Here is a 16437-nt window from a genome sequence, read left to right as displayed (position 1 = left end):
GCTCTCTCTCCTGCGATGGTAGGGCCTGCGATGTTCGTGGCCGCCGACGGTGTTCGGCCAAATGATATGGCAGAGTATAACTGACGCGGTGAGAAAGGCAGGATTCAAACGCCTGTTTGACTCCTGGGTCACAAATACTGGTGGGAGGGGGCGGGGCGGGGCGCTAACATTGGCGGCCATCTTTATGCGCCTGTTTTTTATGCAAAGGCGCGCCCCTAGCTGATTAAAGTAATTCCTGAGTGTCCCGGAGGTCGAGATGCCTGAATATAAAGCCCCAGTGCGTGACATGCGCTTTGTGCTGCACGAACTGCTGAACCTGGATGACCACTATGCCCAACTGGGCCTGGAAGAGGTCAATGGCGAACTGATCGACGCTTTTCTGGAAGAAGGGGCGAAGTTCGCCGCCAACGAGCTGGCGCCGTTGAACCGCTCGGGCGATGAAGAAGGCTGCCACTTCGAGAACGGTGTGGTGACCACGCCGAAAGGCTTCAAGGAAGCCTATGCCAAATATGTGGAGGGCGGCTGGCCGGCCATGGGTGGCGATGTGAACTACGGCGGCCAGGGCCTGCCGTCGTCAGCCGGTATCGCGATTTCCGAAATGATCGGCTCGGCCAACTGGTCGTGGAGCATGTATCCGGGCCTGGGTCATGGTGCTGTTGCCACCATCGAAGAGCACGGCACGCCCGAGCAGAAAGACACCTACCTGCCGAAGCTGATCAGCGGTGAGTGGACGGGCACCATGTGTCTGACCGAACCGCATTGTGGTTCCGATCTGGGCATTCTGAAATCCCGCGCCGAGCCGCAAGCGGATGGCAGCTACGCCATTACTGGCACCAAAATCTTCATCTCCGCCGGTGAGCACGACATGGCGGACAATATTGTCCACATCGTGCTCGCACGCCTGCCGGATGCGCCTGCCGGCACCCGCGGTATCTCGCTGTTCATCGTGCCGAAGGTGCTGGTCAACGAGGACGGCAGCCTGGGCGAGCGCAACGGCGTTGCCTGTGGCTCGATCGAGCACAAGATGGGCATCAAGGCTTCGGCCACCTGCGTGATGAATTTCGATGGTGCCAAGGGCTGGCTGATCGGTGAGCCCAATCGTGGCTTGCACGCCATGTTCACGTTCATGAACTTTGCCCGCCTGGGCACGGCGGTGCAGGGCGTGGCCCACGCAGAGATCGGCTTCCAGGGTGGTCTGGAATACGCGCGTGATCGTCTGGCGATGCGCGCGCTGTCCGGCCCGAAAAACCCGGATGGCCCGGCAGACCCGATCATCGTGCACCCGGATGTGCGCCGGATGCTGCTCACCGCCAAAGCCTTCGCGGAAGGCGGCCGTGCGCTGGTGTACTACACCTCCAAGCTGGGCGACGTGGTGCAGAAGTCGAAAGACGAGCAGGCGCGCAAGGAAGCTGACGATCTGATGGCGCTGCTGACGCCGATCGCCAAGGCGTTTCTCACCGAAGCCGGCCTGGAAGCGGCCAACCACGGCGTGCAGATTTACGGCGGCCACGGCTTCATTCGCGAATGGGGCATGGAGCAGAACGTGCGTGATGCACGTATTTCCACCTTGTACGAAGGCACCACCGGCATCCAGGCGCTGGATCTGCTGGGCCGCAAAGTGTTGCAAACCCAGGGCGCGGCGCTGCGCAACTGGACCAAGGTGATCCACAAGTTCTGCGAAGGCAATGCCGACAACCAGGGTATGCAGGAATTTGTCGAGCCGCTGACGCGCCTGAACAAGGAGTGGGGCGACATGACCATGGCCATCGGTGCCCAGGCGATGCAGAACATCGAGAATGTCGGTGCTGCCTCGGTGGATTACCTGATGTATTCCGGTTATGTCACGCTGGGCTATTTCTGGGCGGCGATGGCCGATGTGGCACAGCGCAAGCTGGCTGAAGGCGCCGGCGACGAGGATTTCTACAAGGCCAAGATCGCTACCGCACGGTTCTACTTCAAGCGCATCCTGCCGCGTACTGCGGGCCACAAGGGTGCCATTGAAGGTGGACTGGACTGCCTCATGGATCTGGATGAGGCGCACTTCGCGTTCTGATTCCTGCGGCAGCCATGCGCCACGACAATGCCCGCCTCTGGCGGGCATTGTCGTTTCTGCCTGTATGACCTGAAAGTCACCTGATTCGACTGTGCCGGCGTGCCGGTACTGCCATGGGAAATGTGCGCCGAATGCGCACCTGAACTGACACTGCGGATTTTGCGGAGAACGACGATGCCGAGCTACAAGGCCCCCCTGGATGACATGCGCTTTATCCTGCATGACGTATTTCACGCTGAAAAGCTCTGGGCGAGCATGCCGGCCACGGCCGAGGTCAGCCGTGATCTTGCCGACGCGGTACTGGAAGAAGCTGGCAAAATGGTCGAGGGTGTGATGTTGCCGCTGAACCGTTCCGGCGATGAAGAAGGCTGCACCTGGAGCGACACCGGCGTGGCCACGCCATCCGGCTTCAAGGAAGCGTTTCAGCTGATGGCCGAGAACGGCTGGACGGCGCTCTCGGGCAATCCCGCTTACGGCGGCCAGGGCATGCCGAAGATGCTGGCGGTGCTGTTCGAGGAAATGATGCACAGCGGCAACACCTCGCTGGCGCTGTACACGCTTCTTTCCAACGGCGCCTGCCTGTGCCTGGATGCCCATGCATCCGAACAACTGAAAGCACTTTATTTGCCGAAAATCTACGCTGGCGAATGGTCGGGCACCATGTGCCTGACCGAGCCACATAGCGGCACCGATCTTGGCATTCTGCGCACCAGGGCAGAGCCGCAGGATGATGGCAGCTTCGCCATTACCGGCACCAAGATTTTCATCACCGGTGGCGAACACGACTTCAACGACAACATCATTCACCTGGTGCTGGCAAAACTGCCGGATGCGCCCGCTGGCTCGAAAGGCATTTCGCTATTTCTGGTGCCCAAGTTCCTCGTTGACGAAAACGGTAACGTGGGTGAGCGCAATGGTGTGTCTTGCGGCTCTATCGAACACAAGATGGGGATCAAGGGCTCGGCCACTTGCGTGATGAATTTCGACGGCGCGAAAGGCTGGCTGATCGGTGAAGCGAACCAGGGCCTGGCGTGCATGTTCACGATGATGAACTACGAGCGCGTGTCCATCGGCCTGCAAGGGCTCGGGCTGGGTGAAATCAGCTACCAGAACGCCGTGGCGTATGCCCGTGATCGCTTGCAGGGCCGCGCCGCCAGCGGCGTGCAGAACCCGGCCGGCAACGCCGACCCGATCATCGTGCACGGTGATGTGCGCCGTATGCTGATGACCATGCGCGCACTCAACGAGGGTGGCCGCGCACTGTCGGCCTATCTCGGCATGCAGCTGGATATCGCCAAATTCTCCGACGATGCAGCAGCTCGCGCGCAGGCCGACGATCGTGTGGCCTTGCTCACGCCTGTGGCCAAGGCGTTCTTTACGGATCGCGGGCTGGAGACGTGCATCACCGGGCAGCAGGTGTTCGGTGGGCACGGCTATATTCGCGAGTGGGGCATGGAGCAGTTTGTGCGCGATGCCCGTATTGCGCAGATATACGAGGGCACCAACGGCATTCAGGCGTTGGACCTGGCAGGGCGGAAAGTGGTGCGCAACGGCGGCGCCTCGGCAGCGGCCTTCGTGGCGGAAGTGCGCAACTGGCTGGAAGGCGAGACCCATGGTGTGCTGGAGAGCGTGCGTGCACCGCTAAAAAATGCGCTGAACCTGCTGGAGCAAGGCACCGCGACGCTGCTGGAGCAGGCCGGCAACGACCCGGATGCGGTGAATGCATTGGCAGTGGAATATCTGGACCTGTTCGGCCTCGTCACCTATGCCTGGCTATGGGCACGCATGATGGTGGCCAGTGCGGATCGTGGTGATCGCTTCGGCGCCAGCAAGCAGGTGGTCGGGCGCTTTTACTTCGAGCGCCTGCTGCCCCGCGCTGACGTCCTGTTGCGGCAGATGCAGGCAGGCAGTGCGGCCATGATGGCGCTGGCGGCGGACGATTTCTGATTCCGCTGGCCGGATGCCTGAAAAAGCCAGACAAAAAGCTGCGCGTTTCCGGCGCAGCTTTCTTCCATCATGCCCTGTGCCTCTCATGTGCTTTTTATAGCTGAGTGGTTATAGCGCAGTGGTTATTGCACGGTAATTATTACACGGCGGCTGGCAGGGGCGATGGTGGAAGATTTCCGAGTCTGCTGGCAGCGCAGCGCCAGGTGGGCGCGTTCTGCCGCGCCCGCCGGGGCTCGTTCTGCTGCATGAATGGATCGCCCCTGCGCGATCCACGAGCCGGGCGCGTTATGGCAGGTTCGGCAGGTTGTGTGTCAGCTGATCGACCTGCTCTGGCGCGTCGATATAGGGGTTGCGGTTGCCCTGTATTGCCGCGATACGCTCATTGCGCATGTGCTCGATATCATCGGGCGGGTCCATCCTGTTCCAGCGCTGATACATTTCCAGCGTGCCGACCAAGGGCACGCCGTGCTCGGTATGCATATACAGCATGGCCCGGGCAACATCTCCCTTGGCATGATCGGGCGGTTCGAAAATCTGGAACGCCAATCGATAGCCGCAGCCGCTGGCGGCGCCCTCGGTGCGGGTTTCACCGAACAGTGCGCCACGCCGATCCAGATCAGAACGGCGCTCGATGGGAAACATCTGATGCAGATCGTTGCGTGCAGCGAGGAATCCTTCATGGCCACGGCAGGCCAGGCTATTGCTGCATCCGAAGTGTTGTTCCAGCTGGCGCTGAGGGTAAAGGCGGTCGATATGCGTGCTTGTGCCGGCGGCAAAGGTGTTCTGGCAATACAGCGTTTGGCCGCCCTCGGGAAATATATCGTCGAAGAGTTGCGCATCGGCGCCACCTGCCAGAGCTGGCACGCCGCCGGTGAGCGGCAGCAGGATGGCGATGGCTTTTGCGATGGCCTTCATGGCCGTTGCTATTGTTGGTGCGGTTGCCGTTGTTACTGTCGTCGGTGCGGCTGCCATGACTGTGGCCTTCATGCCATGTGATCCCCATCACATCCCTTTATCTTTGAAGTTACTCTCCCACAGCACATCTGTGAAGCCCGGCGCGCTGCCAGGCGGCTGTTTCGGTGCCGTGCATCAGTCCCATTGCGGCGCGAAATCGGGATTCACCAGCCGTTCGCCTCGTTCAAGCTCCGCGATATCTTGCATCTCCTGCTGGCTCAAGGTGAGTTTCTGCGCTTGCAGGTTGGCGGCCAGATGCTCGCGGCGGGTAGATGACGGGATCACGGCCACGCCTTGCTGCATGAGCCACGCGAGCGCTACCTGCGCTGGTGTCACCCGATGTGCCCCTGCGATGCGTTGCAGCGTGGCATCCTGCATGACGTTGCCGTGGGCCAGCGGCATGTAGGCGGTGGTGTGAATGTCGTGGCGCTGTGCAAAATCCCTTACCGCCCGGTTTTGCAGAAATGGATGCACTTCGATCTGATTGGTGGCGATATTCTCGGCGCCGATGGCCGTGATCGCTTGCTCCAGATGCGCGATGGTGAAGTTCGACACGCCGATGTAACGGGTAAGGCACTGTTCGCGCGCTTCCAGCAGCGCGCCCACATACTCCGCCAGCGGCGCTTGCTGCGCCGGCACCGGCCAGTGGATCAACGCCAGATCGACGTTATCCAGGCCAAGTTTCTCCAGGCTTTCTTCCAGGCTGGTGATGAGATCGTCGCCGTGAAAATTTTCTGGCCATACCTTGGTGGTCACGAACAGATCTTCCCGGGCGATGCGGCTGGTCTGAATGGCTTTCCCGATGTCGGCTTCATTGCCATATATCTGCGCCGTATCAATGTGCCGATAGCCCAGTTTCAGGGCAGTGCTCACTGCGGCCACGGCCTGCGGGCCCTTGAGGCGGAATGTACCCAGACCAAAAACAGGAATCGCCATAAAGTACTCCTTACCTTGTGCCACCAAAGCACGTGGCCCTGGCTTGCGCAATCCTGAGCAATGATCGCACAAAGTAGGCCGGCCAGCGCGCCGGCCCTGCCCAACCCCTGCCTACCGGGCCAGCAGCGCCTGACGTCAGCGGCTGGGCAGGCTATAGTGCTGCGGCTGCAATAAACGGATGGGAAGCGATCGATGGATTACCTGCAATTGAAAATGCTGCACATGACGCTGGCGCTGCTGAGCCTGCTGTTCTTTGTCGTTCGCGCCGGGTTGGCGCTACAGGGCAGCGCCTGGCTGGCGCGCCGCTGGATGCGCATCGCACCTCATGTCATCGACACGCTGCTATTGCTGGCGGGGCTGAAGCTGATGGTGCTGCTGCGCGCCTGGCCGCATGAGACGCCCTGGCTGGCGGCAAAGCTGATCGGGCTGGTGATTTATATTGGCCTGGGCGCGGTGGCCATTCGCCGTCGCAAGCCGCTGGCCATGGTTGGCGCGGTGCTGGTATTTATCTATATCGTCGGCGCGGCGATGCAGCATAGCGCGCTGTCCTGGCTGGTGTGATAGCGGAGTAATCCGCGCCGCGAGCCCGGCTGCGCGCATCAGCAGACAGCCGAACATGCCCGCCGGGCCATATCCGAAAGAGCGGAAAGGAGCTGAATCATGTCGCGTCTGCGAGGCAAAACCATCGTGCTCACTGGCGCGTCCAGCGGCATCGGTGCCGTAGCGGCACAGAAAATGGCGGCAGCGGGCGCACGGCTCTGCCTGGTGGCGCGGGACGTCGAGCAGCTTCAGGCGGTGCAACAGGAAATACGACGCGCTGGTGGGCAGGCGTGGGTTTATCCGGCGGATCTGACCATTGAGGAGCAGGCCGCTGCCTGCGCCCAGGCGATTCTCGACGAGCATCCCCGTGTGGATGTGCTGATCAACAATGCAGCCCGCTCGATCCGTCGCCCCATTACCGAGGCACTGGATCGGCTGCACGACTACCAGCGTACCATCCAGATCAATTTCATCGGCGCCGTGAGCCTGACATTGAAACTGCTGCCACGAATGCTGGAGCAGGGCGGTGGGCAGGTGGTCAATATTTCCACGCTTTCCACCCAGGTGCCGATCCCGTTGTTCTCGGCGTATCTGGCGAGCAAATCTGCATTGGAATCGTTTTCCCGCTCGCTCCAGGCGGAGCTGGGCCATCAGGGCCTTGATGTGACGGTGGTGCATTTTCCGATGGTGCGCACACCGATGTCCGGGCGCACGGATATTTACAAGCACATGCGCATGATGGATACCGAGGGCGCGGCAAACTGGCTGGTGCGCGCGGTGAAGAAACGCCCGGCGCGTATTGCCAGCCCGTTGGGTAAAGTGGGCAGTGTGCTGCTGGCGGCTGCACCAGGCATGGCAACACGTTTGCCACAGCCGTTGTTTCGCCTGATGGACTGGCGTTTGAAAAAGAAATTCGAGCGGGATTGAAGCGTCAGCGCGGGAAGCGAGGGCGCAGGTGCCGCCAAACGCCCGGCCCCGTCTCACAGCGCGCTGCCGCTAGCACGGTGGCTGCCACCTTTGCCTCCGTGCAAACAGCGGCGCTGGTTTGCGTAGCGTGCCACCGGTAAAGCCGTATCGGCGTAACGTCTTATCGGCGCAAGGGCCGATCACCGTAACGCTTCGGCAGCCTCGTGAAGCAACTGTTCGGTGGCCGCCCAGCCGATGCAGGCATCGGTGATCGAGACGCCGTATTGCAGTGTCGTGCACAGTGCCTGATTGCCTTCCTCCAGGTGACTCTCCAGCATCACGCCGATCAAAGCGGCATTGCCGGCGCGCCGTTGCTGTAGCACGTCTTGCAGCACCAGCGGCTGCCGACGGTGATCCTTGGCGCTGTTGGCGTGGCTGCAATCCACCATGATGCGTGGCGACAGCCCGGCCGCCGCCATCGCCTGTGCTGCTGCCGCCACCTGCTCCGCCTCATAGTTCGGGCCCTGTCGGCCACCACGGAGCACCAGATGCGTATCCGGGTTGCCGGCCGCATGAATAATGGCCGGATGCCCGTGGCTGTCGACGCCGAAGTGCTGGTGCGGGTGCGCGGCAGCGCGAATGGCATCCACGGCCACGGCAATGCCGCCATCGGTGCCGTTCTTGAACCCCACCGGCAAGCCCAGGCCGCTGACCAGCTCGCGGTGAATCTGCGACTCGGTAGTGCGGGCGCCAATCGCCGCCCAACTGAGCAGATCGTCGAGGTAACCGGCGGCCATCGGATGCAGGATCTCGGTGGCGAGCGGCAACCCCAGGCGGGCAATGTCGCGCATCAGCCCGCGGGCGCAATGCAGGCCAGCGGCCATATCATTGCTGCCATCAAGGTGCGGGTCATATAACAGCCCCTTCCAGCCCACCGTGGTGCGGGGCTTTTCAACGTAGAAACGCATCACCACCAGTACGCGATCACTGATGGCCTCGGCCAACGGTGCCAGGCGTGCGGCGTACTCCAGCGCCGCAGCCGGATCGTGGATGGAGCAAGGGCCCACCACCACCAGCAGGCGATCGTCCTCACCATCGAGAATGGCGCGAATGGCCTGCCGCTGCTGGCGGATGCGCTGGATCAACGCCGGCTCCAGCGGCAGCGCCGCTTTCAGCTCGGCGGTGCCGGGCAGGCGCTGGGTGACGGGTGCAGCGTCCAGTGCCGGGGCGGTGAGTGGTGCGTTCATGTCATGTCCTTTTTGCTGTCGTAAGTGCTCAAGTGTTATGCCCGCTCTGGCCCGGAAAATGAAAACCCCCGGGCGGGAAGCCGACCGGGGGTTTGATGAAGTGCGTCAGTCAGGCGTCCCGTATGCTGGGCGCCTGTGCGGGTATCAGGCGCGCCAGAGGCTAAACCAATACCCGAAGAAATAGCTTGCCGGAGCCGCCTGGCCAGCCACGCACACGCCTTGCCCGGCGCGAGTGGCGGCGGTCAGTGCGGTGAGTTGATGGGCGGTCTGTGCGTGCATGAGAGCTTTGCTCCAAAAGTGTTCAAGCAGGATATGCGATAGTTTATGACAGTTTCAACCTTGCTGCTGATCTACATGCCACCAATTCGGCAATAGTGCGCGGCTTTTCGGGTGGCCGAAGCGATCATCAATCAGGTACACAACACCGGTATCCTGCGGGGTTCGGATGACCCGGCCTGCCGCCTGCACTACTTTCCGCAGGCCGGGGTAATGATAAGTATAGTCGTACCCTATCGCGTCGCTTGCGCCATCGGTGGCGCCGAACAACTGCTGCAAGCGTATGCGCATCTGCTCATTGACCGGGTTCACCTGCGGCATGCCCAGGGTGGCAATGAAAGTGCCGATCAGCCGTGTACCGGGCAAGTCCACCCCTTCGCCGAAAGCGCCGCCGAGCACTGCAAAGCCGATATGCGTGCTGTCGGGCGTGAAGCGCGCCAGAAACGCCTCGCGGGCGGGCTCGCTCATGCCGCGCGATTGCACCAGCAGTGGCAATGAAGAATGGGTACGGCGGAGCGCATCGTGCACCTGTTCGAGATAATCGAAACTCGGAAAGAACGCCAGATAATTACCCGGTTGTGCCTGAAACTGTTCGGCGATCAGCGCAGCAATCGGTTGCACGGAACGTGCCCGGTGGCGAAAACGTGTGGAGCGTGGCACCAGCGTGACACGCAGTTGATCGGCCTTGAAAGGCGCGCCGATATCCAGGCACTGCGTGGCTGGCGGCAGGCCGAACATATCCAGATAAAAGCGCGGCGGGGCCAACGTGGCGGAAAACAGTATTGCCGCCTGCGCTGCCGCAAGCCGCTGCTGCAATAAGGGCGCAGGCACCATATTGCGCAGGCAGATATCACTGCGCAGCCCGATGGCATCGTCCAGCCGCAGGGGCGCGCCGCGTTGCACGGTGAGATCGGTGATGAAATGCTGATCCAGCCACTCCACCATGCGGCAGAAATGCGCCGCCTGAAAGTAGAACTCCAGCAGCGCCATGTGCTGCTGTGTGGGGTGCGCATTACGGTATTCGCTGATCGCGGAAACGGCTCCCCGCAGCGCATTCAGGAAATCCTCCGGCGGCCCGTCGAGCACCAGATATTGATGATCCTGATCTGCCGTCGCATCCGCTTGCCAATGGTGGCTGTTGAGCTGCTCCCAATGTTGCAGGACGGCCGCCAGCGGGCGGCGCAACACCGCGGGCACGGTTTGCTGCAAGGAGGTGAGTGCTGTCTGGGTGAGCGTTACGCTGTACATGTCACGGGCGCGATCCACCAGGTTGTGGGCTTCGTCCACCAACAGCCCGACGCGCCAGCCGTTTTCCTGTGTCATCGACATCAAAAAGCCGCTGAGGTCGAAGTAATAGTTGTAATCACCCACGATGACGTCACACCAGCGCGCCATCTCCACCCCCAGATAATAGGGGCACACACTGTGCCGGAGCGCGACCGCGCGCAGCGCAGCCTGATCCAGAAAGCCGACGGCCGCAGCATCGGTCCGCGCAGCGGGTAATCGATCATAAAACCCGGAAGCCAGCGGACAGGCGTCACCGTGGCAGGCTTTGCCCGGATGCTCGCAACGTTTTTCTCGCGCCACCAGCTCCAGCGTACGCAAGGGAGCCTGGCCCAGCACCGGCACCGCATCCAGTGCCAGCTGCCGGCCCGGCGTTTTTGCCGTCAGAAAGAACAGCTTGTCGGTGAGCTGGCCTGGCATGGCCTTGAGCGCCGGAAACAACGTACCCAGCGTTTTGCCGATGCCCGTGGGCGCCTGCGCGAGCAACACACCGGTGCCCTGAAAAGTGCGATAAACCGCGCTGGCCAGATCACGCTGGCCGCTGCGAAAGGAATATGGAAAGGCCAGAGTGCGCAACGCAGCATCGCGGTGGTTGCGGTGCGCCAGCTCCTGCTGTGCCCACTGCAGGAAACGCTGGCAGTGGTGCGCGAAAATTGCCTGCAAGGCGGTGCGCGTCATATGCTCCTGAAACACGGTTTCCTGCTGGGTGGTGATATCGAAATACACCAGTGCCAGCGTCACCGAAGCCAGGTTGCGCGCCTCACACAGCATGGCGCCGTAAAGATGAAGCTGCGCCCAGTGCAGCTGGCGATGATTCTCCGGCACGCGCCGTAAATCGCCGCGATGTGTCTTGATCTCTTCCAGCTGATTGAGCGCCGGATCATAACCATCGGCCCGGCCGCGCACTTGCAGGCAATCGTATCGCGCAGCCAGCGCCAGCTCGGTTTCATATTCAGGCCCGCGCCGGGCGGCCACTGTCTGATGCCCGGCCATGCCCTCCTGCGCGCTGGGCGAGGGCGTAAAGCGCATATCCAGATCGCCCTGCTTTGCCGTAAAGGCGCACAGCTCACGCACCGCGACGGTATAGAGTGCGTTGCTCATCTGCGCGTCGCTTATTTGCGCGTTGCTCATCCGCGCCTCACTCATCCGCACCGGCCCAGCTGACATAGCAGACGCGCACCGGCATCTGGTGCGCGCTACAGAATCTCAACCAGCGCAATTGATTATCCTGCAACCGGTCGCCGGGGCCCTTCACTTCAATCATCTCGTAGCTGCGGGTGGCCAGATCAAACCGGATCAGATCCGGCATGCCGGCGCGGTGTGCGCGAATATCCTGCAATAAGCGCTGGAACCACAATCGAAGATGAGCAGCGGGGAGGCAGTGCAACGCCTGCTCAAGCAGCGTTTCGTCCAGCGCTCCCCAGGCGACGAAGGGATTATGCACGCCGTGCTTATCGGCAAAACGCTGCCGGATGGTGGTGCGCCAGCGATCATCATCGAGTTCGGCGAGGGCGCTTTCGAGTAGTGCTTTGCGGCGCAGGGCGAAATCCGGTTGCAGCAAATCCGCCGGGCCCTGGTGAAACGGATGAAAGAAAGCACCCGGCAATGGTGCGAACAGCGCTTCCCAGCACAGCAGACCGAACAGCCCGGTGATCAGCAAGTTCTCCACATAATGAACAGGGGTGGCTTCCGAGTGCAGGTGATCCCGCACTAGCAGTTCCACGCTTTGTGGTGTCGCCGGGCGCGGCAGGTTCAGTACCAGTTGCTGCGGTGCCTGCGGCGCCGCAGCGCGCTGCACAGGCAGGCCCAAATAACGTTGCAGGCGCGGCCTCATGCGTTGCAGCTGCTGGGTTTCCGCCTCGCTCTCCGGCGCCGCCAGCGCCTGCTGAAGCAATGCCAGCGCAGCGGCTTGCCGACCGCTCACCTCAAGCACGCGGACATATCGAGCACGGGCGCCGGGCCACTGGCATTGGCGATATGCCGACGCTGCCGTGGTCAGATCGCTCTCCTTTTCAGCCTGCTGCCCGATGTGAAACAACAGGCGCTGGCGCCGTAATTGCAGCCAGCTGGTGCCCGCTTCGCCCGATGGCAAGAGAGGCAATAGATCGCTTGCGGGCAACCCTTGTTCAAGTTGAAGGCGGCAAGCGTGCAATTGCAGCGCCAGCTCGATATCCGCCGGCGAGCTGAAGGCCCGGGAGCGGCGACTGATGGCCACCTGCTCGTAGCGAAACACGCCGAGCTCGGCAAGCACAAACTCCGACCAGCTCTGCCGCAGATTGCCGAAGAACATCAGCCGCAGGCGATCGCACAGCGGTTTCACTTCCAGGGCGAATAATGCTTCCGGCAAGTTCGGCGCCCATTGGGAAAACGGGCGTGGGCCGCCGGCCTCGGCCTCCAGCGCGGCTTGCTGGGTTGCCTTGCGCCCGGCCGGCAGCCGGGAGCCGAACACCTTTCGCAGCTCCGGCTGTGTGAGTTGCTCGAACAGCTCGGCCAGCGTCATCGGCGGGTTCTCGGTAACCCAGCCCAGCGCGATCAAGGGAGCCATGGCCTGGCCGGTTTCACCGATCTCGGGGTAACGCAGCCGGCTGGCGCGAAACAGCGTGCCCTTGCGCATTATCATGCGCACCAGCAGCGCCTGAGCATGGCCGGGCAGGCTCAGGAACGAGTCGATAAAGGCACGGGCCTCGTCGCTCAGGAGATCGTCGTAACGCTGGCGAATCCAGCCCAGCGCGGCCTGGAAATTGCGCAGATAATAAAGCGGATCGGTGAGCGGCGCAGGCTGCGGCAAGGCGGCAGTACTGTCCATACGTATAGCGTAGGGGCTCGGGTGACGGCTGTCACTCCCTGCGTCACTCTCCGCCTCATATCTCCGCCTCACATCTCCGCATCACACTCTCCACGTCTCGCTCTCAGCCTCTCAGCCTCTCAGCGTGAAAGCCGCGAGAAAACGCCAGATGCCGACGCGGCTGCGCACCGCCAACGGCGGGGCGGCCTCGTCAGGCGTGAGCAATGGTGTGTTGCGTCAGCGCGCCAGCGCGCTATTCCACAGATTGGTCGAGCGTGCGCCCGAACGGCAGAAGGCGAGCACTGGCGCTTCCGCGCTGTCGATGGCCCGGCGCATGGTCGCCGCCTGCTCGGCGCTGGGCGGCTGGCCACTGATCACGGGGATATGAATATAGGCCAGGCCATGCGCCGCAGCTGCTTCTGCCAGCGCAGCACTGGTGGGCTGCGCCGGGCCGCCTTCCAGGTCAGGGCGGTTATTGATCAGCGTGCGAAAGCCTTGCGCTGCCAGTGCGGGAATATCGTCCGGTGTAATCTGGCCGCAAGTCGCGAAATCGTCGGTGTGACGCGTAAAGTTATCCATGAGCTGCTCCTGATAACGGTATTGCTTCAGTAGCGCACAGGATAAGAGCAAATCACTCGCTTGCCGAGGGGCGATGACGATAATGAATCGAGGGTGCGCGGTGCGGAGTGAGCGCCGGCGCAGGATTGAGAGCTTCTTGCTCGGCCAGAGCTTGCTGCTCACGGCGTTTGCGCAGCAATACCTCGGCGTCAGCGACTACTTCCTGTAATTGCTTGATGGTGAGGCGATCCAGAACGATAACCATATTTCTTCAATCAGTCGTGTTGCGATGATCAGACCCGGCAGTGGCATAAGGCTGCACACTGCCAGTGTCCCTTTTCCCCGGCGGATCGATTCAACGTGATCTTGGTTATAACAAGTATGTTTTAGCCAAGATACCGTTAATCTGAAAATTAATCCGTAAAAAATGTTGTTTCGTGTCACTTAGTGAAAGCGCTCACAAATGTTGTACGGCGGTGCATTATAATATTGTGACCAGAGTCGCTTGTTGTTACCCGCGTGTATATTCTGGCTTTGTTTGTTTATCCCACCTTCCGAGAGCGTTCCCGTTTTCAAACTTGCTTTCTTGCTTTTCCAGATACCCTTCTTTGCGTGATATCTAAATGACATCATAGCCGGGCAATCATGAAAGGCAATAGTCGAAAGCAGAATTTCATACGCTTTTTTTCATTTTAAGGAGTACGAATGTACTCCGCTGGGTGGTTCACGCCTCGGATGGACGGTGAGCCGGAGGCAGCGTTCGCCGATGCCGCGAAAGCCGTCGGCGATAGCGAAGCTGTTTTTGCGAGATGCTGATTGATGGTGGGCCCACCTGGACTCGAACCAGGGACCAAGGGATTATGAGTCCCCTGCTCTAACCAACTGAGCTATAGGCCCGGATAAAAAAAGGAACTTGAAGCTTGTTGAGTGCGGCTCTAGGTGGCCGCTTTAAAACGAAAGCCGCTGAATTATTCAGCGGCTTTCGTGCTTTTGCAACCCCTGTCAGGATTCGCCGTCGAGGAAGCTGCGCAGGTGTTCGCTGCGCGACGGATGCCGCAGCTTGCGCAGTGCCTTGGCTTCGATCTGACGGATACGTTCGCGGGTGACATCAAACTGCTTACCCACTTCCTCAAGGGTGTGGTCGGTGTTCATGTCGATGCCGAAACGCATGCGCAGCACTTTGGCTTCGCGGGCGGTGAGGTTGGCCAGCACTTCTCGTGTCGCTTCTTCCAGCCCTAGCATGGTGGCGGAATCCACGGGCGATTCGATGTTGGCATCCTCGATGAAATCGCCCAGGCTCGAATCCTCGTCGTCGCCGATTGGCGTCTCCATGGAAATCGGTTCCTTGGCGATCTTCAGCACCTTGCGTACTTTGTCCTCCGGCATTTCCAGGCGTACGCCCAGCTCTTCCGGGGTCGGCTCGCGGCCCATCTCTTGCAGCATCTGGCGTTGTACCCGGTTGATCTTGTTGATCGTCTCGATCATGTGCACCGGGATACGAATGGTGCGTGCCTGGTCTGCGATGGAGCGGGTGATGGCCTGCCGGATCCACCAGGTGGCGTAGGTGGAGAACTTGTAGCCACGGCGGTATTCGAACTTGTCCACAGCTTTCATCAGGCCGATGTTGCCTTCCTGAATCAGATCGAGGAACTGCAGGCCGCGGTTGGTGTATTTTTTCGCGATGGAAATAACCAGCCGCAGGTTGGCCTCGACCATTTCCTTTTTCGCACGCCGTGCCTTGGCTTCACCGATGGAAACGCGGCGGTTGATTTCCTTGATTTCAGCGACCGGCAAGCCAACGCTTTCTTCGACTTGCATGATGCGCTTTTGCGCTCGCTGAATATCGTCCATGACCGCACCGAAGCGATCCTGGTTAAGCTTGAACTTCTTGTTGCGGGCGACGGTATTCACCCACTCCTGGTTCGTTTCGTTGCCGGGGAACGACTTGATGAAATCCTTGCGTTCCATGGTGCCGCGGCGGATGGCCAGCGCCATGATCTCCCGCTCGTGGCGGCGGATCGAATCCAGGGTGTCGCGCACCCGGCGCAGCAGTTCGTCATAAACGCGCGGCACCAGTTTGAACATGGTGAGCATTTCTGCCATGTGTTCCAGGTGCTTGGCGGTAGAGGGGTGGTCGCGGCCGTTGCGCTTCAGGGAGCGTTGTACTTTCTCCCAGCGGCTGCGCAGGTCGTTGAAGCGCTCGGCGGCCAGCACCGGATCGATGCTGCCATCGTCCTCGTCGCTGTCGTCGTCGCTGTCGTCTTCTTCCTCGTCGTCGTCATCCTTGCCCTTGGCCTTGTCTTCCTTGCGCGCCGCAAACTGGGCGTCAGCAGGGGCGGCGGGCGCAGCTGCGCCGTCGTCGTTGGGGTCAAGGTACCCGGCGATCAAGTCGGAAATGCGGCGTTCTTCGGTGGTGATCTTGTCGAATTCCGCGATCACCATTTCGACGGCACCGGGCCAGAAGGCCACTGCGTGCAGCACTTCGCGAATGCCTTCCTCGATGCGTTTGGCGATTTCGATTTCGCCTTCGCGAGTCAGTAGTTCGACGGTGCCCATCTCGCGCATGTACATGCGCACAGGGTCAGTGGTGCGGCCGGGCTCGGATTCTACCGATGCGAGCACGGCGGCAGCTTCTTCAGCGGCCACTTCGTCGGTGCTGTCGGCATTCTCGTCCATCATTATCTGATCAGCGTCAGCGGCTTTTTCCACAACGGGAATGCCCATGTCGTTGATCATCTGGATGATATCTTCAACCTGATCGGTGTCAGTGATTGAATCCGGCAGGTGGTCATTCACTTCGGCATAGGTCAGGTAGCCCTGGTCCTTGCCCAGAGCGATCAGCTGTTTTAGCTGTGACTGCTGCTGCTCTTTCTGCGAAGTCATGTTGCGGCCCGTGGTTGATGAAGCGGTTTGCCAAGCGGCGGATTATACTGGATGCGCCGTACCTTTCC

Annotated in this window: 11 protein-coding genes, 1 tRNA gene and 1 pseudogene; 4 read left to right on the top strand and 9 right to left on the bottom strand. The window is 61.0% G+C overall.

What is annotated here, in order from left to right; translation table 11 throughout:
- Nucleotides 1-256: 256 nt before the first annotated feature.
- Entirely contained in the window at nt 257-2053 is a 1797-nt protein-coding gene (locus MU846_RS06810) for an acyl-CoA dehydrogenase C-terminal domain-containing protein (protein ID WP_246950855.1), read from the top strand.
- A 174-nt stretch (nt 2054-2227) separates the two neighbouring features.
- Entirely contained in the window at nt 2228-4000 is a 1773-nt protein-coding gene (locus MU846_RS06805; protein ID WP_246950853.1) for an acyl-CoA dehydrogenase C-terminal domain-containing protein, read from the top strand.
- 285 nt (nt 4001-4285) lie between these two features.
- On the opposite strand, the gene MU846_RS06800 is transcribed toward MU846_RS06805, so the two are convergent.
- Together MU846_RS06800 and dkgB are read right to left on the bottom strand one after the other, a co-directional pair.
- Complete coding sequence (locus MU846_RS06800; protein ID WP_246950851.1) at nt 4286-4915, bottom strand: endonuclease; 630 nt, start codon at nt 4913-4915, stop codon at nt 4286-4288.
- Nucleotides 4916-5089: 174 nt separating this feature from the next.
- Nucleotides 5090-5890 (bottom strand): 2,5-didehydrogluconate reductase DkgB, encoded by an 801-nt coding sequence (gene dkgB, locus MU846_RS06795; RefSeq protein WP_246950849.1) that lies wholly within the window; start codon nt 5888-5890, stop codon nt 5090-5092.
- 192 nt (nt 5891-6082) lie between these two features.
- Here dkgB and MU846_RS06790 point away from each other — a divergent pair, with 192 nt between their 5' ends.
- Both MU846_RS06790 and MU846_RS06785 read left to right on the top strand, forming a co-directional pair.
- On the top strand, nt 6083-6451 hold the full coding sequence (locus tag MU846_RS06790) for a SirB2 family protein (protein WP_246950847.1): 369 nt from the start codon (nt 6083-6085) through the stop codon (nt 6449-6451).
- A gap of 99 nt (nt 6452-6550) precedes the next feature.
- A complete protein-coding gene (locus tag MU846_RS06785) occupies nt 6551-7357 on the top strand; it encodes an SDR family NAD(P)-dependent oxidoreductase (protein ID WP_246950840.1) in 807 nt (268 codons plus the stop codon).
- Nucleotides 7358-7536: 179 nt separating this feature from the next.
- Here the strand turns inward: MU846_RS06785 and MU846_RS06780 are convergent, their stop codons facing one another.
- The 7 genes and pseudogenes from MU846_RS06780 to rpoD form a co-directional block, all read right to left on the bottom strand.
- Entirely contained in the window at nt 7537-8583 is a 1047-nt protein-coding gene (locus MU846_RS06780) for a 3-deoxy-7-phosphoheptulonate synthase (protein WP_246950838.1), read from the bottom strand.
- Nucleotides 8584-8916: 333 nt separating this feature from the next.
- Complete coding sequence (locus MU846_RS06775) at nt 8917-11274, bottom strand: ATP-dependent DNA helicase (RefSeq protein ID WP_246950835.1); 2358 nt, start codon at nt 11272-11274, stop codon at nt 8917-8919.
- Nucleotides 11275-11281: 7 nt separating this feature from the next.
- Nucleotides 11282-12949 (bottom strand): VRR-NUC domain-containing protein, encoded by a 1668-nt coding sequence (locus tag MU846_RS06770; protein ID WP_246950832.1) that lies wholly within the window; start codon nt 12947-12949, stop codon nt 11282-11284.
- A 216-nt stretch (nt 12950-13165) separates the two neighbouring features.
- Complete coding sequence (locus MU846_RS06765; RefSeq protein ID WP_246950827.1) at nt 13166-13507, bottom strand: protein tyrosine phosphatase family protein; 342 nt, start codon at nt 13505-13507, stop codon at nt 13166-13168.
- A 52-nt stretch (nt 13508-13559) separates the two neighbouring features.
- Nucleotides 13560-13751: a hypothetical protein gene (locus tag MU846_RS06760; protein WP_246950825.1), complete on the bottom strand. Its 192-nt coding sequence runs from the start codon at nt 13749-13751 to the stop codon at nt 13560-13562.
- 555 nt (nt 13752-14306) lie between these two features.
- Nucleotides 14307-14383 (bottom strand) — tRNA-Ile (locus tag MU846_RS06755).
- A 105-nt stretch (nt 14384-14488) separates the two neighbouring features.
- A pseudogene (gene rpoD, locus MU846_RS06750) lies at nt 14489-16381 on the bottom strand (RNA polymerase sigma factor RpoD); the annotation flags it as partial.
- Nucleotides 16382-16437: the final 56 nt, after the last annotated feature.

The organism is Alcanivorax quisquiliarum (genome assembly GCF_023051175.1).
In the GTDB taxonomy this organism is placed as follows: Bacteria; Pseudomonadota; Gammaproteobacteria; order Pseudomonadales; family Alcanivoracaceae; genus Isoalcanivorax; species Isoalcanivorax quisquiliarum.
This window is presented reverse-complemented; position numbering and strand designations above follow the sequence as displayed.